This window comes from Vibrio sp. TAP-3B, from assembly GCF_057784735.1.
The window spans coordinates 2,582,088-2,606,025 of sequence record NZ_CM173495.1 but is presented as its reverse complement, the minus strand read 5'-3'; the positions used below and the strand labels follow the sequence as shown (position 1 = coordinate 2,606,025).

Sequence of the window (23,938 nt, the reverse complement as noted above, 5' to 3'; positions counted from 1 at the left end):
ATTACGCCCACCCTCCAACATTAGGCCCCTTATAAATGGGGCTTTTTATTGGTTCTTAATACCCTACCTTACCTTATCCACATGATTCTGCTTCAGCAGCGTCTATTTTCGACATCACTTTCCAACCAGACCTTAAATTATTTAATCGTTTCCTAAATCATCTTACAAACCCTTATTAGTAAAGGATTTTCTTGTCACTGCGCTCCTAAGCTTTTACATCATCACAATATTATTACCTAAGTTGTTAGCTCTCATCTAATAACAGCTCGGGATAAAAGCTCAAAAAAAACAATAAAAAAATAAACTTTTCTTGATGAAGCGTTTGACTCTAATCACATTAATAGTAAAATACCTATCATCCTTAGACAAATTTCATTAAGAGCACAACATGAACTCAGCACTTTTATCAATATTAGACGGTAAAAATAATCTTAAGTTAGAAAAAGTGTTAACGCCTTCAACATCTGCTGCAATCATGTGCTTTTCTACAATAGCAGTTGTTGGACTGTTAAGTCTCGTTTCTATGGCATAGTTTATTGCCCGTCAGAATTCAAAAAATAAATAAGACGCCTCATACAGCGTCTTTTTTATTTTCAAACATACTTATATACTAATATGGTACGGCCTCAAATCAAATGACTCACTAGGAATGACAAACTCATTCTGCGCAGCAATAGTTTGTAACTCCCACTCCTTTGCTAACTTGGTTTGCTTAACCACCCCGTAAACAGCCTCATTACAGTGTTTAAAAGCAACAATAGGCGACCAACCTTTTAATATACCAGCTGTAAATACTGCGGATATTAAATCTCCGACTCCAACCAGTGCTTTATCAAAGTCGAGCTGCGGCCTTTGTGCCAAATAGCACTCATCATTAAAAGCCAGCATCATTGAAAAACTGTTATCTGATACGCTATGTAAATGTTTAACTAAAACCAGTTGAGGCCCCATGGTTAAGGCTTTACGGCACGCCGTCATTGCATCATCAAGATTGTTGATTTCCATCCCGACAAACTTACTTAGCTCAAACTGGTTAGGCACAATCACATCAGCCATTGGCATCAAGTGCTGTAATAAATAGTCAGCAACCCCTTCAGCAACAATGCAACATTTATTAGGGGCTCCCATCACGGGATCACATACATATAGCACTTCTGGATTAGCCAGTTTCACATGTTTCACCACATCAGCTACCGCATGGCACTGCTCTACTCCCCCTTGATATCCAGTGAGGATCGCTCGGCATCGTTCTAACGCACCGATGTTACTCAACCCATTAACTATCTCTTTTATGTCATTTGCAGGAAAAACACTGCCCTTCCAACCTTGCTGATACTGTGTATGATTCGAAAATTGCACCGTATGAATAGGCCATACTTCCAAACCCATTCTCTGCATTGGAAATACAGCACTGCTGTTTCCAGCATGACCATACGAGACGTGTGATTGAATAGAAAGAACACCATGCATGATTACTACACCTTAAATCAAATTAGAATGTGTACAGAATGGTCATACCGCTCAAAGTATCACTCTGCTGACCTACGCCTAAATTATCCTCTTCTGTTTTTCTTACTTCACCAGAAACTATTAGTTGCGGTGTTGCATGGTAGCTCAAACCAAATGAGTAAATACTGCGCTCACCATCAACATTTACTGAGTTGTCATCAAAATTAACTTGTGAAAGGTAGATATAAGGACGTAAACCAATATCGAAATAGTAGTGTGCATACATATCGTAGGCACTCGCGTCTGCATAAAGGTTTGTTTTAGTATTCTCGGTCACGCGGTAATATAACAAGTCTGTTTCGTGCGCTTTTTTACCGTCGGTCAACGCTGTTGAAATGTGAAACCCTTTGTACCCATATTTGGCAGCAATCGTAGTTAACCTTTGAGAGTCTCCAGCATCAAGTCCACCAAAAGAAACGCCGTCTACTTGATTTTTCATATGAGTAGCGCCCAGACTTAGGCCAAAATCGAAGTTATAGCTTACTGCTAAGGCCATATTGTGTTCTCTGCTTAACCCCTGTTCGTATCGGTTATTTACGCCATTAAAACCGTATTGAATAGATACATTCAAAGTATCGAAACTATTTCGATAAACAATAAGATTGTCACCACGAGCGGTTGCTAGAAAGCCTCCATCCTTACCTTCACTGAATAATGGAGTGGCATCAGGGTCAAATACAATCAAGTTATCCATATAACCAGCAACATCATGATAAGCAGAGTATTGCTTACCAACTCGTAAGCTGCCTAACTCTTCATTATTAACTGTGATATACCCCAGACGACTTCTGAATTTGTCACCGTTTTGCGTTTCAAATTCGTTCGAGGGAGGGTTCAGAATCGTGTCCCACTCAAACTTCACATCGGTTGACCAGCCATTATCTAATTGGCGTTCAATCGCAATGCCTAACGTACTACGACTGGTATTAAAATAATGATCTAGGAAATGCGCAGGCTGCCAATAATCCATCAAAAATGCACCTGACACTTCCACTCTATTTACATCATCTTGGTATACTGTCAGTCCATAGGCTTGGCTTGATGCGACCAAACTAGAAATAATCACTATATTTTTATTATTTATTTTCATTGCACGTTCCAATCATTAACAATAAATGAGCATAAAAAAAGCACGAGAAAAATCAAAAATGACATCATCATGCTTATATTTTTTATATTAGTGCTCAAGAAGATTTAAAAGTATTTAGGTGACGCTACTTTGTTGCTATAACTTCAATCTCGACCTTTGCATCCATTGGTAAGCGAGCAACCTCAACGCAGGAACGCGCAGGGAATGACGCATTGTGACTTTCAAAAAATTCGCCGTATACCCTGTTAACAATAGGGAAATCATTCAAGTCCTTAACAAATACTGTCGTTTTTACAATATCTCTTGCTTCCAGCCCTGCTTCTTGAATAATGGCCAATGCATTGTTTAAAGATTGTAGAGCTTGGTCTGCAACATTTTCTGGCATCTGTTTTTTTTCAGGGTTAATCGGCAATTGACCTGAGGTAATAACCATTCCTCCTAAATTCACACCTTGAACGTAGGGACCAATGGCTAATGGAGCCTTTGAAGTATTAATAATATCTGTCATCATTTTTTCTCGAGTTAGTTATATAAAGTGTTATCAATTAATTATTAGCTGCTAAATACAGGAAGAAGGTTAAGCATAGACATAAAGTGGAACACTGCAGTTAGCACACCAAATAAGATAAGAACACCAATCATGATATTTCCACCTGGAGCGATAAAGCCTTCACTACTGCCCTCTAATCGACGAGACTTACGAGCTAACAGGGCTGGAATCAGACATGCCCATACGGTGGCTGCTGCACCGGCATAGCCAATCGCGATAACAAAGCCAAATGGGAAAAGTAAAGATAATACGAGTGGTGGTAAAAAAGTCGCTAGCCATGTTTTCGTACGCCCTTGCTTCGTATCTTCAAACTGAAATAAATCAGCTAAGAAATCGAAAACGCCTAATCCAACACCAATGAAAGAAGAAAGAATGGCTGCCATAGAAAAGGTATTGATTGCACTTGCCACTCTATTAGAATCAATGGCAGAACCTAACGCCTCAAGCAAAGCTTCTACGTTACCACCTTGCGCAATTACAGGACCAAAGTCACTGCGCGGCAGGTTGCCATAGATACTCACTACCCATAAAAAGTACAGGGTCAACGCGATTACCGTACCACCTAAGATCGCTTTCTTGGCACGATGCTCACAACCATAGTAAGAGCGCATGCTTGCTACTGAATGGTGGTAACCAAATGATGTCAAAGCAACAGGCAGCATTGCCATTGCATAAGGCGCATAACTTGTTTCTTGATTCACACGATCAAACAAAATAAAGGGGTCAATATTTGCGGCTAGACCAGAGACACCGAAGATAAAACTCAAGCCCATAAACGCAATGAGAATAACGGAAATTCTATCTACCGCTCGGGTCGAGTGCCATACGAAAAGAGAAAAGACCAAAACAAATAAAACTGAAGCTATCTTATTATTTACTCCTAATACACCTTCTAATATTAAACCTGAAGATGTAATATAGGCATAAAGTAAAATACCACCAACAAAATATACAGCCACATTATTAACTCGGTTTACGTTGTCACCTAACATATCTTGAGTAACCGTATTAAAAGATACTTTTAAATCATAACGTTTAAATGCCTCCAATAGCATCCAACCGGACACTGTCATCATTATCATGGTAAAGGTAATTGCAATTAACGACCATGCGGTCCAAGCACCTGCGCCTGCACTTGGTAATCCCAGCATTCCCGCCCCAACACAGATACTTGCAATAATACAAGACCCGCCGACTAAAGATGGACTATTTTTCATGAACACGTCTCTATAACTGGTGTTTAAAGTAGGATAAATAAAAGCCAACTCTTATAAATAGCATTAAAAGTTTTTATAATTTTTATATGTAGTGGGGGATAATTATCTAGAATTGGCGCACCTCACAATAAAAAAGAGGCGCGCTAATTATCTATTATTTAATTTCGACGATTAGACTTCTTTTAGTCGGGCAGTGAAGTGACGAAGCACTGTTGGCTCGTAAGTGAAATCTAAGCCTTTCACCTTGGCAGCATTTGCTTTCACTTTCTCGAATGCTTCGATAACAAAGTCCATATGTGTTTGAGTATAAGTTGCTCGTGGAATAGTTAGGCGTAGCAACTCAGCCGGACACTCGTGTTGTTTGCCTGTTGCTGGGTCACGACCTAACAATAGAGAACCAATCTCAACCGCACGTATCCCCGCGACTTTGTACAGTTCACAGGCAAGAGCATGCGCTGGAAATTGATGCGCTGGAATATGAGGTAATAATTTACCAGCATCAACGAATGCAGCATGACCACCTGCTTGCTGACAAACCACACCAATCGCTTCTAAACCGTCAACTAAGTATTGAACTTGACCAATACGGTATTCCAGCCACTCTTGACGCATAGCATCGTAAAGGCCCACAGCTAAACGCTCCATTGCGCCGCCCTCAAGACCACCGTATGTTGGGAAACCTTCTTGAACAACACAAAGCGTACGAGATTCTGTGTATACATCCATCATAGATTCATCTTTGAAGCATAGCAGTCCACCCATTTGAACCATTGCATCTTTCTTCGCAGACATAGCTAGCGCATCAGCATACTTGTATGTTTCGCGAGTAATTTCTTCAATTGTCCAATCTTGATAACCAGCCTCACGTTGTTGTACGAAATAAGCATTCTCGGCATAACGAGCTGAGTCCATAATGACAGGAATATCGTATCGTTTGGCAATTTCATATACGGCTTTCAGATTGGCAATTGAAACCGGCTGACCACCTGCCGAGTTACACGTAATTGTACTTACGATGTAGGGCACATTCGCTGGGCCTGCTTCTTCAATCGCTAGTTCCAGCTTTTCTAGATCAAAGTTACCTTTAAAGTCCGCGTTTACTGAAGTATCAAAAGCTTCATTTGTATAGACGTTTTTCGCAATACAGCAATTAACTTGAGTATGGCCTTGTGTTGTATCAAAGAAGTAGTTAGACAGAGCGACCATCTTAGAACGGTCTAAACCTTTTTCTTGCTCACGCTTTTTAATTAGAATGGGGATGTAAATCTGCTCCGCACCACGACCTTGGTGAGTAGGAATAGTAAGCTCATAACCAAAGATGTCTTTAACTGCATTTGAAAGTGCATAATAGCTACGGCTACCACTGTAGGCTTCATCTCCCATCAACATGGCTGCTTGCATCTTTTGCGTAATAGCACCAGTACCACTATCGGTCAGCAAATCGATAAATACATCTTCACTGTCTAGTAAAAATGGGTTCATCCCTGCTTTTAATATTGCTTCTTCACGGTATTCTTGGGTTGTCGTTTTTACTGGCTCAACAACACGGATGCGGAATGGTTCTGGTAAATGTTTAAAGTTTTCCATAATAATACCTATAAATAATATTTTTGTTAAACGGGCGAGCTTATTTAATCCTACGATTTATTAAAGTCGTAAGTTTTCGCACTGATTAATTAAACAGTTAAATTTAAATTAATTAAGTTTTAAAAAATAGGACCTAAGAACTGATTAATAAATCAGAACATCATTGTCATATTTTTAACGAGATTTTTTTATAGATGACGAGTATTTAACTAGAAGAAATTAATGTTAAATAGACGTATAATTTAGGCGTGAAAGCATGCAGGAAGAAATTTAAGCTCAAAGTCGTGTGTATACCAAGCTAATGAACTTGACCATAACTCATTTTGATTTTTTAGATTTTTACTCATTTCTAATTCCATCACTAGTTATAGTTGATTGACCAATGAATTTATTTTTATCCAAAATACGAAAGAAGTAAATTGTACAAAGTAGTAAATGTGACAAATATCCGTATACATAATCTGGTTATAAGTTACATGTCACAAATAAACGCCACTAAAAAACATGCATTCATAAAAGCTTGCAAGTCAAAACCACACCTCATGAATATTAGATAATTACCGCTTTATTCATCATTCATCATTCATCCTTTTCTAACGTGCGATGATCAACATACGGCCAGTAGTGATGTCCGACTCTGATGAGCAAGGTTGCTGCCGCCAATATAAAGGCTGCCACGGACAACCACACAACCAGCACCGCATCCAGCTCTTTCATTCCGAGGGTGATATAACGCGCAATGGCCATCATCGCGATATAAATAGGATAACGTACCGGAATTTTTCCGTTCATCGCGAATTGCTGCACCATGGCCAACACTTCAAGATAGATAAACATCAATAAGATATCAGTCAGCTGGACACGTCTTTCTACAAAAACATGTATAAACTCTTGCACCATGGCGTACAAGGTTGCCAAGGTAATCGCAACTAATAACACGGCTTCCAAAATATGGAAGACTTTCAAGAACGGTCGACTAAAAGATTTAGGTAAATTCGACGGCATGGCTAATTATCCAAACAAACCAAAGAGATGAGTTTTGAGTTTAGCATGCAACTATGCACAAGTAATCAGAGGAAATAAGGACACGGTCTAAACTTTACGGCGATGTGAGTACATCCAACCGCTCCATTTACTCACTGGGGCGTTTCTTAATTAGCGAGTCTGTGGTGCTGCTTACGCCACTTTCTGCTTTTTTTTCTGCCCGCCGCTTTTTCTTCCGATATTTAGGGTGCGTAATGGGAATCGCGGATAATAATTTCTTGGTGTAGTCGTTTTTCGGGTTGGTATAAACGTCTTTGGCATTGCCCATTTCCACGACTTTGCCAAAATACATCACCGCGACTTGATCAGAAACATGCTTTACAACGGATAGATCGTGAGAGATGAAGATGATCGCAAGGTTCATCTCTTGTTGAAGTTGCAGTAGTAGATTGAGGATCTGTGCTTGCACCGAGACATCAAGCGCCGAAACGGATTCATCACAAATCAAAAATTTAGGCTTTAAGGCAATGGCACGTGCGATACCGATGCGCTGGCGTTGACCGCCGGAGAACTCATGCGGATAGCGAGTTACTGCTGCTTCAGGCAACCCCACTTTACCCAATAACTCTCTCACCCACTGCTTACGCTCTGCCGGTGTCCCTACTTTATGAATAACGAACGGCTCTTGTAGAATCATCCCGATTGTATGACGTTGGTTGAGTGATTCCATCGGATCTTGAAACACGATTTGCATGTCTTTGCGTAAGGCGCGCATCTCTTTAACAGGTAGGTGCGTGATGTCTTTACCTTCAAAGAAAATATTGCCTTCGGTCGGTTCATACAACTTTAGGATCGTGCGCCCCAACGTACTTTTGCCACAGCCAGATTCGCCAACTAAGCCCAGTGTCTCACCTGCGTTTACCGACAGCGACACGCCATCTACGGCTTTAATGGTGTAGCCTTTTTTAAACAACCCTTTACCAGAAACAAAGTGCTGCTTAAGATTTTCAATTCTTAATACTTCTTTTGCCATAATGTCCTCTTTGATGACTCGGCCACTTTGCTTAGTCAGCAAACATACTGACGTCAATCGGTTTAATGTCGATCATCTGCTTCGGCTCGTGATCCAAGCTCAGCATTAAGCCCATCAAACGTTCTGTATATGGGTGCTGCGGGTTATCAAACAATTCGAAGATTTCAGCTTTCTCAACGATGCGCCCGCCATACATAACAGCCACATCGTCACACACCTCCGCGACGACGCTGAGATCGTGAGTGATGAAGATCATCGCCATGCCCGTTTCATCTTGAAGCTCATTCATCAGTTCAAGAATTGACGCTTGTACTGTCACGTCCAAGGCCGTCGTGGGTTCATCACAGATCAAAATGTCGGGTTTACATGCCAACGCCATCGCGATCATCACGCGTTGACGCATACCCCCAGATAAATGATGCGGGTATTCATTGAAGCGTTTGTCTGGCATGGGAATTTTTACTTTTGCCAGCATTTCAATCGCGTAGGCTTCACGCTCCTTTTTATTAAATTCCGGGCGATGCAGCTCAAGCACTTCGCAAATCTGACGCCCAACACTGTGCACTGGGTTTAGTGCGGTCATGGGATCTTGGAAAATGACGGAAATACGATTCCCACGCATGGCGTACATTTCTTGGGCTGGTAACGCCACCAGATTGGTGCCGCGGTAATTCACTTCGCCTTTAATGATATGGCCGTATGGTTTAGGCAAAAGCCCCATGATAGACATTGCCGTGACACTCTTGCCACTGCCTGACTCACCCACTAGGCCGAGTGTGCGCCCCGCTCGAACATCAAAGTCCACCCCATGCAATACTTTTACGGGGCCATCGTCGGTCATAAATTCAACTTCAAGATCTTTAATACTTAAGATGACATCGTTTCCCATAATCGATCCTTACAGCTTATAAGTGTCATCAACCACGACAACAGGCTGATAGGTTTTCCCTTCCTCCATCGCTTTTTGGGTGGCTTTCTTTATATCGCTAGCAATCCAATAAGTGCCATCACCGATAATCGCACCACTAAATAAGGCTTCTGTCATCCGGTGCATCGGTTGGTCTGGAAGCTTCAACCAACGCCAGTGGCCATAGCGTACATAAGGCACCATATAACCAGAGACAATCACGTGAGCATCCATAATGTCACGTTGGATCTCATGGCCCAATCGGGTCTTTTTATCCATATCCATACTAAAACGGTACGCCATGATTTTTTTATCGAGCTCGGGAGTGCTGTAGTTGGTAAATGAATTGGTTTGCGGTTTATTCGCATTAACTGAGTGAAAATACTCCCAATATGTGGGGATCTCCGATGTCCCCATCTCCAAAAATGCTAGGTCGTGTTTTTTCTCTCGCACAAATTTGAACATTGAAGAACCATCGATTAACTTCAGCTCTATCTCTAAGCCTGCCAACTTGGCTTGTTCTTTTAAGTATGCGATTCGTGGCGTGTGGACTGGGGTTCCGTAGGTCAACTCAAAGCTCAAACGCTGACCTTTGTCGTTAATACGAATCCCGTCCGCGCCGATTTTATCAAAACCAGCCGCCTCAAAAGCAGCGATCGATTTATCCACATCAAACGCCGATGCTTTAACATCTGGTAGCGTATACTTACCGTGTCCAAAGCCCGTTGGGTTCGGCTTGCGCGTGTAGTCTCCGCGCATGACGTTTTCGATCATGCCATCAAAGTCCGTGGCGTAAGTCACCCCTTGACGAATATTTAAATCGTTCAACAACGGCTGCGCGGTGTTCATCCAAATACCACCCGCTCCAACCGGATATTGGTTATAACCCCAAAATTTTTCGATATAACCTTTCTGATAGGGTTCCGTATTCGATTTTTCATGCCATAAACTTGGCAGCACAAGTCCAAAGGCATCGAGCTTGCCTTTCTCGAAGTGTTTCATGGCAATATCGTTATCGCGAATCACCGTGATACGAATTTTGTCGACGTTATAGCGATTTTGATAATATTGATTGCTATACCCCCACCAATTCTCCCCCACATGCTTGAACGTCACGCTTCTTCCTTTTTTTACCTCTGCTAGGTAGTACGCGCTCGTTGTCGGCTCACTTTTGAAGTTGTAATAACGAACAAAGTTGTCATGAATACCATCGCCATTTTCATCCTTGGAAGGGTTTGCATAAAAGTGGGCAGGACGCGGACGTAACGATCCCATACGCAATAATAACTCTTCAGGGTTAAACTCTTTTGCCGCTGTGACAGAAAAGGCATGCGCATCGTATTTAACGACATCCGCGACGGTTTTGTTGTAATAGTCGTTGTACCAAGGTTCCAAGATATCCTTGGAACGATAAAACTTAAGCATGAAGACAAAGTCATCAGCCGTAACTGGTTTGCCATCAGACCATTTCGCTTCTGGATTAAGCTTGAAGTAAACCGTTTTATTATCGTCTGCTAACGCCCATTCATTGGCTAACTCGGGAATAAACGCCAAAGTATCTGGGTGGCGTACGACTAATCCTGGCGTTTCATCTAAAAAGTAGGAACGCAATCCGGCATTCGCATCCGGCCCAACACTTCTCAATGTCTGAGGAAAGCTGGACATGTAAGTGCGGTATGTGCCGCCACGCTTTGCTTCGGCAGAGCCGTACTGCGGCTCATCCCAATTGGTTTGCCAGTCTAGATCGGTCGGAAGCGTCGCAGACATCACGCCAAAACTTAGCGCGCTTAGCGTTGACGTCAATAATATTCTGTTCATAAAATTTCCCTTTTTATGTTCTTCTCACTGCACTCATTTAAACATAGCGTGTGAATTTTTTCGGGTCGAAAGCCGCTCGGATAGCCTCACCGATGAAGGTGACCATCACCAGCACCAAGACAATGGAAGTCACTACAGACGTAACGATCCATGGCGAGTCCAAATTCGACTTACCTTGTTGCAGTAATTCGCCCCAACTTGGTGTCGGTGGCATTAATCCCAAGCCTAAATAATCCAGTGCGGTTAGCGCAGTAATATTCGCTGCGATGGTAAACGGGGCTAGCGTCACAATCATCACCATCGTGTTTGGTAAGATATGGTTAAACAAAATACGAGCGGTTGATGCCCCCAGCGCACGCGCGGCCATCACGTATTCTCGCGCGGCCTCTTTGTACGTCATGGTTCGCATGTACCATGTCATCCCCATCCAGGTAAAGAGCACGTTGATCGCAACAAAAAGAGCGAAAGTGGGTTGTACAATCGAGACCAAAATCATGATGACGTATAAGAACGGCACCATTGACCAAATCTCGATAAGTCGCTGTAAAAACAAGTCAAATTTGCCTCCCCAAAAGCCCATTGCGCAGCCGACCGCAGTACCAATGGCATACGAAATCGCCATGGTTAACAGCGCAAACCCCATCGCGGTTCTAAACCCATAGAACAAGCGCGCTAAAATATCGCGGCCAATCACATCGGTGCCTAAGTAATGCTTATTCTCAGCACTTGGCGCTGTCGGTGGGAAATCACCACTAAAGTCTTGTTCGTATGGGTTCCACGGCACAAGAGGTAAAATCACAAAGTTGTCATTTCCTTCCGCCTCAAAGGTTTTTTTTAGTTCACGGTAATCCGCTTCACTTGATGATTCTTGGCCAAATTCGCGGCCAAGCCGCACATCACTCACCACCGGAAAATAGTAGCGTCCATCGTATTTGACGACCAATGCTTGGCTATTAATCAGTAACTCGGCGAAGAGCGAAAGGATCAACAGGATAGAGAGAATCACAAACGACCAGTAGCCTCGTTTGATCTGCTTAAAGTGGCGGATTTTCTTTTGAGTTAATGGGCTGATTTTAATCATGTTACGCTCCAAATCTCACCCGTGGGTCGACCAAAGCCACACAGATATCTGAGATTATGTTCCCGACCAACAGTAGCAAAGCGTTAATGGCAACAATGCCCATCACTACCGGGTAATCACGCTCCATGATGGATTCATAACCCAATAAACCGATGCCATCGATATTGAAAATAACTTCAATCAAAAATGCCCCAGTCATGAAGAACAGCAAAGAGTTACCAAAGTGGCTCGCCAGTGGGATTAAACTGTTACGCAGTGCATGTTTGCGAACCGCTTTTTTAAATGGTAGCCCCTTGGCGATAGCGGTGCGGATATAATCTGACGACAAGTTCTCCATCAGATTGTTTTTCATCATCATCGTGAGCGTGGCAAAATCACCAATCAGATAACAGATCAACGGCAGAACGGCATGCCACATGATGTCTTTTGCCCGTTCAAAGAAGGTTTCATAATCATCAAAGTCATCACCAACAAAGCCCCCCATCGGAAACCACTCTAGGTGATAACTAAACAAAGTGATCAGCAAAACCCCCACTACGTAGCCAGGCAAAGCGTAGCCGACAAAAATCAGAATTGAAGAAGCAGAATCAAATACCGAACCGTGCTTGAGAGCTTTGTAATAACCCAGCGGTATCGATATGAAATAACTGATAAAAAAGGTCATTCCACCATAAAACAAAGACACGGGTAAGCGTTCAGCGATCATGCCAGAGACGGGCTCGTAGTAACGCGTGGATTCACCCAGATCCAACTTGACCAAACGACTTAACCACTCAACATACGCTTCGATGACGGGCTTATCTAGGCCATAGAAAGCATTAAGTTCCGCCATTTGATCATCAGAAAGCGCGGTATTACCACCAGCAGACGTCATCGATGCTGCGCCGTCTCCCTGAGATTGCATTTGTGATAGCATGCGTTCAACAGGGCCGCCCGGCACAAAACGGGTAATGGCAAAAATAAGAATAGTAATGCCAAGAAAGGTGGGAATAACTAACGCTAAACGGCGTAAAAAGTACGACAGCATATACAACTTGCTCCTTGTCTACTGTCCAATTTAGGCGGTACGGTAAGACCGTTTCCGCCCCAAAATGGTGCACATCTATTCTTGTCGTCACTCAACGGTTGAAACACACTCCCTGCGTGTTCAGCGTCATATTTATCTTGAATCTACACTGGCTTCAAGTAGTTGAAGCCAAAACATGACAAACGGCTTACGATAGCGAAAAACAGATATGTTTTTGTAAAAATGATAAAAAACCACAAAAAAGCATTCACATAGAATATTTAATCTAGGTGGTTTAGTGTTAAAAACCAATTAAAATTAGAAACCATCGCCAATCATTGGGCCGCTAAGGCCTGCTGATCTTCCTTTGAAAAGATGGAATCAACGACAAGGAAGATACGCCCAAAAGATCAACTGGCAACTGCATAGAGTTCGTGATATCTTTCGCCTCCATTTTTCTGGCGGGATCATCACCAATCTTCATCCCTTTGGTGGTCGATCTATCATTGCCAGTACTATCATTATAAGAATGTCGGATCTTTCCTTCGGCACTCAATCTATCCAATCAAAAAGTGGAACAGTACAATGGGCAAAGGTACTCTCTATATCGTATCTGCACCGAGCGGGGCAGGTAAATCTAGTTTGATCTCAGCGATGTTGGAACGCAATCCGACTTACGCAATGAAAGTGTCTGTGTCTCACACCACTCGCGAGATGCGTCCTGGTGAAGAAAACGGTATCCACTACCATTTCGTCGCGAAAGACGAGTTTGAAGCATTGATCGAAAAAGGCGACTTCTTAGAGTATGCCGAAGTGTTTGGGAACTACTATGGCACCTCACGCGTCTGGATTGAAGAGACCTTAAATAAAGGCATCGATGTTTTTCTCGACATCGATTGGCAAGGCGCACGCCAAATCCGCGAAAAAATGCCTGAAGCCAAAAGCATCTTCATTCTACCGCCATCCAATGGTGAACTAGAACGCCGCTTGAACACCCGTGGTCAAGATAGTGACAAGGTCATCGCCAAACGCATGGCAGAAGCGAAATCAGAGATCTCGCATTACAACGAATATGACTACATTATTATCAATGACGATTTTGATAATGCACTGATGGACTTTAAAGCCATCTTACGTGCAGAAAGATTGAAGGAAGAAAAGCAAGCTGCTAAATATAAAGGTATGCTTGACGCGCTGTTAGCAGAATAACTCCAACCCGAGTCACCCTCTGCACAACAATAAAGAATTTCTATTGCTTTGCCCAGCGCAAAGAATAGCAATAATAACACCAGAGAAAGTCCACATATCGTGGCCTGTCTAATTGCTAGTAAATAAAGTAGTTAGGTTGTATACTTTCTCGTCATTCTAAAATTTTAGTTAACTATTTGGAGTCCTCATGGCACGCGTAACTGTTCAAGACGCTGTTGAAAAAGTTGGCAACCGTTTCGACCTAGTACTGATTGCGGCTCGCCGCGCTCGTCAAATGCAAACTGGCGGTAAAGATGCACTAGTGCCAGAAGAGAACGATAAGCCAACGGTTATCGCTCTACGCGAAATCGAAGAAGGTTTAATTACTAAAGAAGTGCTAGACGCACGTGCACGTCAAGAGCAACAAGAGCAAGAAGCGGCAGAGCTAGCAGCAGTAAGCAGCATCGCTCACAACCGTTAATTCTTACTTTAGTACTCAACAACCTCCCGGGCCTATAATTTGTATCTATTCGATAGCCTCAAAGACGTTGCCCAAGAATACCTAACAGAGCCTCAAATTGAGGCTCTGCGTCAATCTTATGTGGTAGCGAGAGATGCCCATGAAGGGCAAACCCGTTCTAGCGGTGAACCGTACATCATCCACCCAGTCGCTGTGGCTCGTATCTTGGCCGAAATGCACCTCGATATTGAAACCCTCCAAGCTGCTTTGCTGCATGACGTCATCGAAGATTGCGACGTCACAAAAGAAGACCTCGAAGAGAAATTCGGTAACACTGTCGCTGAGCTCGTTGATGGTGTGTCTAAACTGGATAAACTCAAATTCCGTGACAGAAAAGAGGCTCAAGCCGAGAACTTTCGTAAGATGGTTCTGGCCATGGTGCAAGATATCCGCGTTATTCTGATCAAACTGGCTGACCGCACGCACAACATGCGTACGCTAGGTGCACTGCGACCAGATAAAAAACGCCGCATCGCTCGCGAAACTTTAGAAATTTACTCACCGCTCGCTCATCGTCTTGGTATCCACAATATTAAAACCGAGCTTGAAGAGCTGGGCTTTGAAGCGCTATATCCAAACCGATACCGCGTACTAAAAGAAGTGGTCAAAGCGGCGCGCGGCAATCGTAAAGAGATGATCCAACGTATTCACAGCGAAATAGAAGGCCGTCTGCAAGATTTCGGCTTGAATGCTCGCGTGGTCGGCCGTGAGAAAAACTTGTTCTCTATCTACAACAAGATGAAAACCAAAGAACAGCGCTTTCACACGATTATGGACATCTACGCTTTTCGAGTGGTGGTGGATACTGCCGATACTTGCTATCGCGTTTTGGGTCAAGTACACAGCTTGTACAAACCACGCCCAGGCCGTATGAAAGACTACATCGCGGTACCAAAAGCGAACGGCTATCAATCTTTACACACTTCGATGGTTGGTCCTCACGGTGTGCCAGTAGAAGTACAGATCCGTACTGAAGATATGGATCAAATGGCAGACAAAGGTGTGGCGGCACATTGGTCTTATAAAGACAAAGGCGATAAGTCAGGGACCACCGCGCAAGTGAAAGCACAGCGCTGGATGCAAAGCCTGCTAGAGCTTCAACAAAGTGCTGGCAACTCCTTTGAGTTTATTGAAAACGTCAAATCCGATCTGTTCCCTGATGAGATTTATGTCTTCACTCCCAAAGGCCGTATCGTCGAGTTACCGCTAGGCGCCACCGCGGTTGATTTCGCTTATGCTGTGCATACCGATGTCGGTAACTCATGCGTTGGGGCACGTGTTGATCGTAATCCTTACCCACTGAGTAAGGCGCTAAAAAACGGTCAAACGGTGGAAATCATCAGTGCTCCTGGTGCTCGTCCGAACGCGGCATGGCTGAACTATGTGGTGACATCCCGTGCTCGTACGAAGATCCGCCAAGTACTCAAAACCATGCGTCGTAAAGAATCCATCACGCTTGGCCGCCGTTTGCTCAATCATGCGCTCGGTCGTCACTCGATTGATTCCATCTACCCAGACAATATCCAAGAAGTCTTGAATGACCTTCGTTTAAATACCATCGATGACTTATTGGCCGCCATTGGCTTGGGTGAATTGATGAGTATTGTGATTGCGCGCCGTCTTCTCGGAGATACCGAAGAGTTGACGACGACCAGTTCAATTCCGACAGACTCGAAGAAGAAACTGCCAATTCGTGGTGCAGAAGGCATACTGCTGACCTTTGCCAAATGTTGTCATCCAATTCCAGATGATCATATTATTGCTCACGTATCGCCTGGTCGTGGTTTGGTTGTGCACCGTGAAACGTGTCCTAACGTTCGCGGTTACCAAAAAGAACCGGAGCGTTATATGGCTGTCGCTTGGTCTGAAGATTACGACAAAGAGTTCATCGCAGAACTTAAAGTCGACATGCTCAATAACCAAGGGGCTCTGGCCGAGCTCACTAACGTGATTTCGAAAACAGGCTCGAATATTCATGGCCTCTCTACGGAAGAACGCGACGGTCGTTTATACACCGTTACCGTACTGTTGACGACCAAAGATCGAGTTCACCTTGCTGGCATCATGCGTAAAATTAAAGCGATGCCACAGACCACTCGGGTTCGACGCAGAAAGAACTAACCTCTATCGCCACCCACTCCGTTGGGTGGCGATTTTTTATGTCTCTATAAATATGAATCTAGAACGTTATAACCGCATTCACCAAGTCCTAAAAGCTCGTCAAACTGACCTGACACTGTGTCTCGAAGAAGTCCATAAGCCTAACAATGTCTCCGCAGTGATCCGCACCGCGGACGCAACCGGCTTACATAAAGTCCACGCCATATGGCCAGATAAAATGCGCACCTTGAGTCATACCTCTGCTGGCGCGCGTAATTGGGTCGAGGTCGACACCCACGACTCCATCGAAGCGGCGATTACCGAGCTGAAAGCACAAGGTATGCAAGTGCTGGTGACCAACTTATCCGATACTGCGGTCGACTTTCGTGATATCGACTACACTAAGCCAACTGCAATCATTTTAGGCAGCGAGAAAGTTGGAGCATCAGAAAAGGCCAAGCAATTAGCCGATCAAGACATCATCGTTCCTATGGTGGGTATGGTGCAATCACTTAACGTTTCCGTCGCGAGTGCTGTGATCCTTTATGAAGCCCAGCGTCAACGTGAAGCGGCAGGTATGTATGACAGACAAGAAAGCGCACTGCCTAAAGAGACCATCAATCGCATTCTATTTGAACGCGGCCACCCAGTCTTGGCAAAAGTAGCCAAGCGCAAAGGGCTTACTTATCCTCCCCTTGATGACGAAGGTCAGATCATCGCTGATCAATCATGGTGGAAAGAGATGCAGAGCAAATGAGCGAGGCTCGCAATTTGATTATGATGCTGACTAAAGCTTGGCGATTTTTTCCTGTACAAAAACACAGCTCCATGGTTAACATACTGCTCTGTTAACCATTTTACTGAGCCTTCTATGTCTGCCCAAATGTTATCTGCTGTCCCATTAACCTCCCTTTCTGGGGTTGGCGCTAAAGTCGCAGAAAAACTCGCCAAAGTTGGCTTAGATTCCGTTCAAGATTTGCTGTTCCACTTACCCCTTCGTTACGAAGATCGCACTCGTATTTATCCCATCGCAAAACTGCATGCTGGTCTTTGGGCTGCGGTGCAAGGTAAGGTCATGACGGTAGATACCATTTTTGGTAAGCGGAAAATGCTCACCGTAAAAATCAGCGATGGTAACGGCACCATTACGTTGCGTTTTTTCAACTTTACCGCCGCAATTAAGAACAATTTCACGCAAGGTAAGTTAGTACATGCTTACGGCGAAATAAAGCGTGGCGGAATGGGTTTAGAAATTGTTCATCCTGATTACAAATTTTATGTCAGTGAACAAAAGCCACAAGTGGATCAAAGCTTAACCCCCGTTTACCCGACAACCGACGGCCTACGACAAGTCACGCTGCGCAATCTGACAGACCAAGCGCTGGCTTTACTCGACCAAGCCGCTATTCAGGAGTTACTCCCACCTGGGTTATACAATCATCAAATCACCATGAGTCAGGCGCTGCATACCATCCATCGCCCACCACCCAATATCAATTTGGATGAGTTTGATGACGGCAAGCATCCGGCGCAAATTCGCCTGATCATCGAGGAGTTACTCGCGCAAAACCTATCCATGCTGGCCGTACGTAACCAAGGTCAAAAAGATATCGCGCTTCCTCTAGGGCCCTGCGGTCAGCTCAAAGAGCAGTTTTTAGCACAATTGCCTTTTTCACCCACCAATGCCCAAGCTCGGGTGGTGCAAGAGATTGAAGCCGATCTGGAAAAACCGCACCCTATGATGCGCCTTGTTCAAGGTGACGTTGGCTCAGGTAAAACACTGGTCGCAGCCTTAGCAGCGGTTCGCGCTATTGAACACGGCCATCAAGTGGCTTTGATGGCCCCCACCGAACTGCTCGCTGAGCAGCACGCGATTAACTTTGCTCATTGGTTTCAAGAAATGGGCATTCAAGTTGGTTGGTTGGCAGGCAAACTCAAAGGTAAAGCCAAAGAAGCCGAACTGGCGCGCATTGCCAGCGGTGAGGCTCAAATGGTAGTGGGTACTCACGCGCTATTCCAAGAACATGTCGAATTTCATCATCTCGCGCTGGTTATCATCGATGAACAACATCGGTTTGGTGTTCACCAGAGATTAGAACTGCGGGAGAAAGGGGCAAAACAAGGTGCTTATCCACATCAATTGATCATGACGGCTACGCCGATTCCGAGAACATTAGCGATGACGGCGTACGCCGATTTAGAAACCTCGGTGATTGATGAACTGCCACCAGGCCGAACGCCAATTCAGACGGTTGCCATTCCGGATACCAAACGAGACGATATTGTTGAGCGTGTGCGTCATGCTTGTTTAAACGAAGGCAAGCAAGCGTATTGGGTGTGTACCTTAATTGACGAATCGGAAGTTTTAGAAGCACAAGCGGCGGCGGATACCGCCGAAGAACTACAACGCACATTGCCTGACGTCAACATTGGTTTGGTGCACGGACGAATGAAACCTGCTGAAAAGCAAGCGGTCATGCAGGACTTCAAAGACAATAAGTTGCACCTGTTAGTTGCCACCACGGTGATTGAAGTCGGGGTCGATGTGCCAAATTCCAGCTTGATGATCATCGAAAACCCAGAGCGCCTAGGTTTGGCTCAGTTGCACCAGTTGAGAGGCCGTGTGGGACGTGGGTCAGTCGCGAGCCACTGTGTGCTGCTGTACCATTCACCACTTTCCAAAACCGCGCAGAAACGCTTAGCTGTGCTGCGCGAAAGCAATGATGGTTTCGTGATTGCTCAAAAAGATTTAGAGATCCGAGGGCCAGGTGAACTCCTCGGGACCAAACAAACCGGTCTGGCAGACTTTAAAATAGCGGACTTAGTGCGAGATCAACGCTTAATCCCTGAAGTTCAGCGCATCGCTCGTCATATTCACCACAACTATCCGACCCATGCAGTCGCCATCATCGACCGCTGGTTAGGCGAACGCGATATTTACTCCAAAGCTTAACAATGTCCAACGAGTCTCATCCATTCGTTTGCCCTTTGTTTTTCATTTTTAAGCAAACGTTTGCTTTTTGGCTAAATCTCTCTATAATCGCGCACAAATTTTTAAGGTGTGTTTATCACACGCCACCAACCTGAGTTGACACTGATTAACAGCAATCACAGGTAATAACGTCAGCTCCACCCTGCTCTCCCATTCAGCGAGATCTGGGCAAACATTGCGACTAGCGAGACAAACCATGACAACTTCAAACCGATCTTCGGAACTGGTCTATCAATTAAATGATCGTCCTCCTCTACCTCAAACTATTTTTGCGGCCGTTCAACATTTATTAGCAATGTTCGTCGCCGTTATCACCCCTTCTCTGATTATTTGTCAGTCTTTAGGTGTGCCAGCAGACCAAACCAACACCATCATCAGCATGTCATTGTTTGCCTCTGGGGTGTCCTCGTTTATTCAAATTCGTACCTTTGGCCCAGTTGGATCTGGTTTACTCTCGGTTCAAGGCACCAGTTTTAACTTTTTAGGTCCAATCATTGGTGCGGGCCTATCGTTAAAGGCTGGTGGCGCCGACATTAGCACGATGATGGCCGCCATTTTCGGTACTATTTTAGTTGCCTCCTTTGCCGAAATTCTACTTTCTCGTGTGCTTGAGCACGCACGTCGTATCATCACCCCTCTGGTCTCGGGTATCGTGGTGACTCTTATCGGTCTCACTTTGATCCAAGTTGGCTTGGTATCGATGGGTGGCGGCTACGCCGCAATGGATGATGGATCGTTTGGCCGTTTAGACAAACTGGCGCTCGCAGGAACGGTACTTGGTTTGATCGTGATGTTGAATCGCTCCAAGAACCCTTATATTCGCGTAGCCTCGATTGTGATTGCCATGTTCGTTGGTTACGTGATGGCTTATTTCATGGGCATGGTGGATACGTCTGCGCTAGGCGAGACCGCTTTCGTTGCGCTGCCCGTGCCAATGCAATACGGCCTATCGTTTGACTGGTCGCTGTTTATTCCGCTGGTCTTGATTTTCTTTATTACCGCACTGGAAGCGATAGGCGATATTACCGCGACATCTGAAGTGTCTGGTGAGCCGGTAAAAGGGCCGATTTACATGAAGCGCATTAAAGGGGGCGTACTGGCAGACGGTCTAAACTCAGCGATTGCGGCGATATTTAACAGTTTCCCGAACTCTACGTTCAGCCAAAACAACGGAATTATTATGCTCACCGGCGTGGCTAGCCGTTACGTCGGCTACTTCATTTCCGGCATGCTGGTGATTCTCGGTTTATTCCCAGGTGTGGCGAGCTTTGTTCAACTGATCCCAGAGCCAGTGCTTGGCGGCGCTACCATCGTGATGTTCGGTACCATTGCCGCAGCCGGTGTGCGCATTATCTCCCGCGTTGAGCTCGACCGCCGCGCCATTCTGATCATGGCATTATCCTTTTCAATGGGACTTGGGATTGCACAAAAACCGGAAATTTTGCAGTTTATGCCAGAGTTCATTAAAAGCATTTTCTCAACCGGCGTGGCTGCAGGTGGTATTACGGCGATCATTTTGAACTTGCTGTTGCCCGAGAAACTGGCAGAAGAAGAGGAGCTTTCGGCTCAAGAAGTAAAAGAGTCCTAAGTTTAATAATGCGCCCAGCCTAACTTTAGGCTGGGCTATTGAAAGAACAGTCTCACTTTAAATTAGCTTATGTTTGTCGGAAAACTGATTTGTGCAATCAAGCCGCCTTCGCTACGATTACGCATCACGACAGACCCAGAATGCTGGCTCACGATACGCTTGACAATGGCCAGCCCCAGCCCTGTCCCTTCGCTACCACGAGCGGTATCGCCGCGCGTAAAGGGCTCAAATAGCTTAGCGACTTGAGATTGCTCTATCCCCGGCCCGTTATCTTCAACGCATACCCAGACCAGTTGCTTATCTGCGGTGGCGCCCGTGCTGATTTTTACCCAACCATTACCGTAACGCAGTGCATTCACGACGAGATTACTCACCGCTCGTTTTATCGCAATCGGGTTGCCTTTCGCGGGAGGTAGATTGGGATTGAGATCGATTTCAATTTCAACCTCATAACCACCTTCTGAACTGGCCACATCACTGGCAATCGTACTGATATCCACTGACTCAAGTGACTCTTTATTCACGGGTTTGAGATAATCCATAAATTGGCTGATGATTTCGTTACACTCTTCGGTATCACTGATGATCCCTTCCGCGAGGTAGCTGTCTTCAGGCGACATCATTTCCGTCGCCAAGCGAATGCGAGTTAACGGCGTGCGCAAATCATGACTGATGCCGGCCATCAGTAAGGCGCGATCTTCTTCCAGCTCTTGAATGCCTTGGGACATTTGATTAAACGCTCGCGTTACCGAACGAATTTCAGATGCTCCTTTTTCAGGCAGGGGTGGCGGAATGTCACCTCGTCCTACGCCCTTCGCCGCTCTTTCTAAAGCCACCAGCGGACGGTTTTGTAAACGTATAAATAACCAACCACCCACGATGATCAATAGCGCCATGATGAGGCTGTTACGAAACAGTGGCGCGAAGTCTTCTTCTTGAAGTTCAGAGAGAGGGATGCGAATAATCGAATTCGGTAGCTTTTCGATGTGCATCCACAAAATATAACTGTCACTACCCAGCAGTAGCCGCACTTCTGTCGGCGAGCCTAACTCCTGGCTCATTTCTTCCGACATCAAATCAATCGACATGGCGTGATGAAATTCCGTGGTTTTTTCACTATCGAGGCTGTGAACCGTCACTCCTAACCTCTCGAGTAACTGGCGTCGCAAAGGCGCATCGGACTTTAAATCGCCTTCATCATCCAGCACGAGGTTTAATTCATGAGCGAGAATTTTATTGAACTGTTGCAAGCTTGGCATCAAGGCGTAGTTAAAAACGGCGTAATAAGAGAAGACTTGGCTAGCGAGCAGCAAAGAGATGAACAGTAAAATGGATTGTGTCAGTGAACTACGAATGCGCATGCAACGTTCCTGGTGGTTATAATCGCAAGATTTCAGCCCTCAACAATGGTTGAAGGCTGAAGTTCTATCGCCCAGAACAGGCGTTTGGAATCAGCGAATTAAACCGCGTTACCATCCGGGACAAAAACGTACCCCAAGCCCCATACGGTTTGAATATAACGAGGCTTGCTCGGATCATCTTCCAGCATGCGACGTAAACGCGAAATTTGCACGTCAATAGAACGTTCCATCGCCGAGTATTCACGTCCACGAGCCATGTTCATCAACTTATCGCGTGACATAGGCTCACGCGCATTCATCACTAAAGCTTTCAGCACCGCAAACTCGCCCGAGGTCAGTGGCATCGATTCTTCACCTCGGAACATTTCTCTCGTGCCTAAGTTGAGGCGAAATTCACCGAACTCAACCACTTTTTCTTCCGTGCTTGGTGCCCCAGGCAGCTCCACGGTTTGGCGGCGTAATACGGCTTTAATACGCGCGAGTAACTCACGCGGGTTAAAGGGTTTCGGTAGGTAGTCATCTGCGCCCACTTCCAGGCCGACAATACGATCCACTTCATCACCTTTGGCGGTCAGCATTAAGATGGGTAACATGTTGTTGGCATGGCGTAAGCGGCGACAAATCGACAAACCATCTTCGCCTGGCAGCATTAAGTCCAGCACCATTAAATGAAAATTTTCGCGCGTGAGCAGGCGATCCATCTGTTCGCCATTGGCAACACTTCGGACCTGAAAACCTTGCTCAGAAAGGTAACGCTCCAATAGAGCACGCAAACGAGCATCGTCATCAACCACTAAAATTTTATGATTTTCTTGCATTGAAACATCCTTTCAGAAGCGTCTATTGTCGAAAATGTATCACTGTTTTTTCAAACGTGCTTGAGCAAATTGTTACTCTTTTTATCTTAAGTGGTTTATTCGCTCTTAAACGTGCGTTTTCAGCACCATTTATTGGCCGTAATTCCACTCCAGCTCGCGCTTAGCATCAAGTAACTCTTGCTGAGATTCTTCGAGTTTCTGACGCTTTTTCTCAATTTTATCTGCTTTTCCAGATCGTTTAGCCTCCGCCAACTCTTGTTCACGCTCTTGTACTTCTTGCGCTTTTTCTTCAACTTCAACTTGCAGTTCCTGACGCAATGTTTCTTCTGAACACTCGTTTTGAATCGCGGCCAATGCACGCTCTAAGCCCTTAATACGATACTCATTGCCTTGTGCTTTGGCGTACTCTATCTGCTGTTCAACCGCTAACTCTTTAGCCTCACAGCCTTTCACTTCATCTTTAGCGAAAGTTGGCAGAGAAAACCCCATCATGAGCACAGTGCCACACATTACTGCTTTGATCATTTTACGTCTCCGATAAACGCATACGCGCTTTTTGTATAGAAAGTATATTGGCGTTCAAACCTGT

Annotated in this window: 21 protein-coding genes; 7 read left to right on the top strand and 14 right to left on the bottom strand. The window is 44.9% G+C overall.

What is annotated here, in order from left to right; translation table 11 throughout:
• The first annotated feature begins 388 nt into the window (after window positions 1-388).
• The gene (locus AC3D28_RS12310; protein WP_488534911.1) at window positions 389-532 is read left to right on the top strand and encodes a hypothetical protein; all 144 of its coding nucleotides are present in this window, start codon (window positions 389-391) and stop codon (window positions 530-532) included.
• Window positions 533-603: 71 nt separating this feature from the next.
• Here AC3D28_RS12310 and pdxY read toward each other — a convergent pair whose 3' ends face one another.
• From pdxY to AC3D28_RS12255, 11 genes are all read right to left on the bottom strand, one after another.
• Window positions 604-1,470 carry a pyridoxal kinase PdxY gene (gene pdxY / locus AC3D28_RS12305; protein WP_488534910.1) on the bottom strand — a complete coding sequence of 289 codons (867 nt, stop codon included), beginning with the start codon at window positions 1,468-1,470 and terminating at the stop codon, window positions 604-606.
• Window positions 1,471-1,492: 22 nt separating this feature from the next.
• Window positions 1,493-2,599, bottom strand: coding sequence for a porin (locus AC3D28_RS12300; RefSeq protein WP_488534909.1), 1,107 nt, complete (start codon window positions 2,597-2,599; stop codon window positions 1,493-1,495).
• Window positions 2,600-2,723: 124 nt separating this feature from the next.
• Window positions 2,724-3,107 (bottom strand): Rid family detoxifying hydrolase, encoded by a 384-nt coding sequence (locus AC3D28_RS12295; protein WP_488536089.1) that lies wholly within the window; start codon window positions 3,105-3,107, stop codon window positions 2,724-2,726.
• Window positions 3,108-3,151: 44 nt separating this feature from the next.
• Window positions 3,152-4,366: an aromatic amino acid transporter gene (locus tag AC3D28_RS12290; RefSeq protein WP_488534908.1), complete on the bottom strand. Its 1,215-nt coding sequence runs from the start codon at window positions 4,364-4,366 to the stop codon at window positions 3,152-3,154.
• A 171-nt stretch (window positions 4,367-4,537) separates the two neighbouring features.
• Window positions 4,538-5,953 (bottom strand): tryptophanase, encoded by a 1,416-nt coding sequence (tnaA, locus tag AC3D28_RS12285; protein WP_488534907.1) that lies wholly within the window; start codon window positions 5,951-5,953, stop codon window positions 4,538-4,540.
• A gap of 579 nt (window positions 5,954-6,532) precedes the next feature.
• Complete coding sequence (locus AC3D28_RS12280) at window positions 6,533-6,958, bottom strand: phosphate-starvation-inducible protein PsiE (RefSeq protein WP_098416786.1); 426 nt, start codon at window positions 6,956-6,958, stop codon at window positions 6,533-6,535.
• Window positions 6,959-7,085: 127 nt separating this feature from the next.
• Complete coding sequence (locus AC3D28_RS12275) at window positions 7,086-7,970, bottom strand: ABC transporter ATP-binding protein (protein WP_488534906.1); 885 nt, start codon at window positions 7,968-7,970, stop codon at window positions 7,086-7,088.
• Between the two features lie 31 nt (window positions 7,971-8,001).
• On the bottom strand, window positions 8,002-8,859 hold the full coding sequence (locus AC3D28_RS12270; protein ID WP_488534905.1) for an ABC transporter ATP-binding protein: 858 nt from the start codon (window positions 8,857-8,859) through the stop codon (window positions 8,002-8,004).
• Between the two features lie 9 nt (window positions 8,860-8,868).
• Window positions 8,869-10,695 carry an extracellular solute-binding protein gene (locus AC3D28_RS12265; RefSeq protein WP_488534904.1) on the bottom strand — a complete coding sequence of 609 codons (1,827 nt, stop codon included), beginning with the start codon at window positions 10,693-10,695 and terminating at the stop codon, window positions 8,869-8,871.
• A gap of 37 nt (window positions 10,696-10,732) precedes the next feature.
• A complete protein-coding gene (locus AC3D28_RS12260; RefSeq protein WP_488534903.1) occupies window positions 10,733-11,776 on the bottom strand; it encodes an ABC transporter permease in 1,044 nt (347 codons plus the stop codon).
• A 1-nt stretch (window position 11,777) separates the two neighbouring features.
• Entirely contained in the window at window positions 11,778-12,803 is a 1,026-nt protein-coding gene (locus AC3D28_RS12255) for an ABC transporter permease subunit (protein ID WP_098416791.1), read from the bottom strand.
• Between the two features lie 564 nt (window positions 12,804-13,367).
• On the opposite strand from AC3D28_RS12255, the gene gmk reads away from it, so the two are divergent.
• The 6 genes from gmk to AC3D28_RS12225 all read left to right on the top strand — a co-directional run bounded on the left by gmk (window position 13,368) and on the right by AC3D28_RS12225 (window position 21,170).
• A complete protein-coding gene (gene gmk, locus AC3D28_RS12250) occupies window positions 13,368-13,991 on the top strand; it encodes a guanylate kinase (protein WP_488534902.1) in 624 nt (207 codons plus the stop codon).
• Between the two features lie 187 nt (window positions 13,992-14,178).
• Window positions 14,179-14,451 (top strand): DNA-directed RNA polymerase subunit omega, encoded by a 273-nt coding sequence (gene rpoZ, locus AC3D28_RS12245; protein ID WP_098416793.1) that lies wholly within the window; start codon window positions 14,179-14,181, stop codon window positions 14,449-14,451.
• A 39-nt stretch (window positions 14,452-14,490) separates the two neighbouring features.
• The gene (spoT, locus tag AC3D28_RS12240; RefSeq protein ID WP_098416794.1) at window positions 14,491-16,611 is read left to right on the top strand and encodes a bifunctional GTP diphosphokinase/guanosine-3',5'-bis pyrophosphate 3'-pyrophosphohydrolase; all 2,121 of its coding nucleotides are present in this window, start codon (window positions 14,491-14,493) and stop codon (window positions 16,609-16,611) included.
• Window positions 16,612-16,663: 52 nt separating this feature from the next.
• Window positions 16,664-17,347 carry a tRNA (guanosine(18)-2'-O)-methyltransferase TrmH gene (gene trmH, locus AC3D28_RS12235; RefSeq protein WP_488534901.1) on the top strand — a complete coding sequence of 228 codons (684 nt, stop codon included), beginning with the start codon at window positions 16,664-16,666 and terminating at the stop codon, window positions 17,345-17,347.
• Between the two features lie 114 nt (window positions 17,348-17,461).
• Window positions 17,462-19,543 (top strand): ATP-dependent DNA helicase RecG, encoded by a 2,082-nt coding sequence (gene recG, locus AC3D28_RS12230; RefSeq protein ID WP_488534900.1) that lies wholly within the window; start codon window positions 17,462-17,464, stop codon window positions 19,541-19,543.
• Between the two features lie 235 nt (window positions 19,544-19,778).
• Window positions 19,779-21,170 (top strand): uracil-xanthine permease family protein, encoded by a 1,392-nt coding sequence (locus tag AC3D28_RS12225; RefSeq protein ID WP_488534899.1) that lies wholly within the window; start codon window positions 19,779-19,781, stop codon window positions 21,168-21,170.
• Between the two features lie 62 nt (window positions 21,171-21,232).
• Here AC3D28_RS12225 and envZ read toward each other — a convergent pair whose 3' ends face one another.
• From envZ to AC3D28_RS12210, 3 genes are all read right to left on the bottom strand, one after another.
• Window positions 21,233-22,531, bottom strand: coding sequence for a two-component system sensor histidine kinase EnvZ (gene envZ, locus AC3D28_RS12220; protein ID WP_488534898.1), 1,299 nt, complete (start codon window positions 22,529-22,531; stop codon window positions 21,233-21,235).
• Between the two features lie 98 nt (window positions 22,532-22,629).
• Entirely contained in the window at window positions 22,630-23,349 is a 720-nt protein-coding gene (ompR, locus tag AC3D28_RS12215) for an osmolarity response regulator transcription factor OmpR (RefSeq protein WP_098416800.1), read from the bottom strand.
• Between the two features lie 129 nt (window positions 23,350-23,478).
• Entirely contained in the window at window positions 23,479-23,874 is a 396-nt protein-coding gene (locus AC3D28_RS12210; RefSeq protein ID WP_488534897.1) for a DUF1090 domain-containing protein, read from the bottom strand.
• Window positions 23,875-23,938: the final 64 nt, after the last annotated feature.

Excerpts from the sequence above, each read along its gene's own strand:
- AC3D28_RS12310 (WP_488534911.1), top strand. The coding sequence starts at position 389 with ATGAACTCAGCACTTTTATCAATATTAGACGGTAAAAATAATCTTAAG.
- pdxY (WP_488534910.1), bottom strand. The coding sequence starts at position 1,470 with ATGCATGGTGTTCTTTCTATTCAATCACACGTCTCGTATGGTCATGCT.
- AC3D28_RS12300 (WP_488534909.1), bottom strand. The coding sequence starts at position 2,599 with ATGAAAATAAATAATAAAAATATAGTGATTATTTCTAGTTTGGTCGCA.
- AC3D28_RS12295 (WP_488536089.1), bottom strand. The coding sequence starts at position 3,107 with ATGACAGATATTATTAATACTTCAAAGGCTCCATTAGCCATTGGTCCC.
- AC3D28_RS12290 (WP_488534908.1), bottom strand. The coding sequence starts at position 4,366 with ATGAAAAATAGTCCATCTTTAGTCGGCGGGTCTTGTATTATTGCAAGT.
- tnaA (WP_488534907.1), bottom strand. The coding sequence starts at position 5,953 with ATGGAAAACTTTAAACATTTACCAGAACCATTCCGCATCCGTGTTGTT.
- AC3D28_RS12280 (WP_098416786.1), bottom strand. The coding sequence starts at position 6,958 with ATGCCGTCGAATTTACCTAAATCTTTTAGTCGACCGTTCTTGAAAGTC.
- AC3D28_RS12275 (WP_488534906.1), bottom strand. The coding sequence starts at position 7,970 with ATGGCAAAAGAAGTATTAAGAATTGAAAATCTTAAGCAGCACTTTGTT.
- AC3D28_RS12270 (WP_488534905.1), bottom strand. The coding sequence starts at position 8,859 with ATGGGAAACGATGTCATCTTAAGTATTAAAGATCTTGAAGTTGAATTT.
- AC3D28_RS12265 (WP_488534904.1), bottom strand. The coding sequence starts at position 10,695 with ATGAACAGAATATTATTGACGTCAACGCTAAGCGCGCTAAGTTTTGGC.
- AC3D28_RS12260 (WP_488534903.1), bottom strand. The coding sequence starts at position 11,776 with ATGATTAAAATCAGCCCATTAACTCAAAAGAAAATCCGCCACTTTAAG.
- AC3D28_RS12255 (WP_098416791.1), bottom strand. The coding sequence starts at position 12,803 with ATGCTGTCGTACTTTTTACGCCGTTTAGCGTTAGTTATTCCCACCTTT.
- gmk (WP_488534902.1), top strand. The coding sequence starts at position 13,368 with ATGGGCAAAGGTACTCTCTATATCGTATCTGCACCGAGCGGGGCAGGT.
- rpoZ (WP_098416793.1), top strand. The coding sequence starts at position 14,179 with ATGGCACGCGTAACTGTTCAAGACGCTGTTGAAAAAGTTGGCAACCGT.
- trmH (WP_488534901.1), top strand. The coding sequence starts at position 16,664 with ATGAATCTAGAACGTTATAACCGCATTCACCAAGTCCTAAAAGCTCGT.
- recG (WP_488534900.1), top strand. The coding sequence starts at position 17,462 with ATGTCTGCCCAAATGTTATCTGCTGTCCCATTAACCTCCCTTTCTGGG.
- AC3D28_RS12225 (WP_488534899.1), top strand. The coding sequence starts at position 19,779 with ATGACAACTTCAAACCGATCTTCGGAACTGGTCTATCAATTAAATGAT.
- envZ (WP_488534898.1), bottom strand. The coding sequence starts at position 22,531 with ATGCGCATTCGTAGTTCACTGACACAATCCATTTTACTGTTCATCTCT.
- ompR (WP_098416800.1), bottom strand. The coding sequence starts at position 23,349 with ATGCAAGAAAATCATAAAATTTTAGTGGTTGATGACGATGCTCGTTTG.
- AC3D28_RS12210 (WP_488534897.1), bottom strand. The coding sequence starts at position 23,874 with ATGATCAAAGCAGTAATGTGTGGCACTGTGCTCATGATGGGGTTTTCT.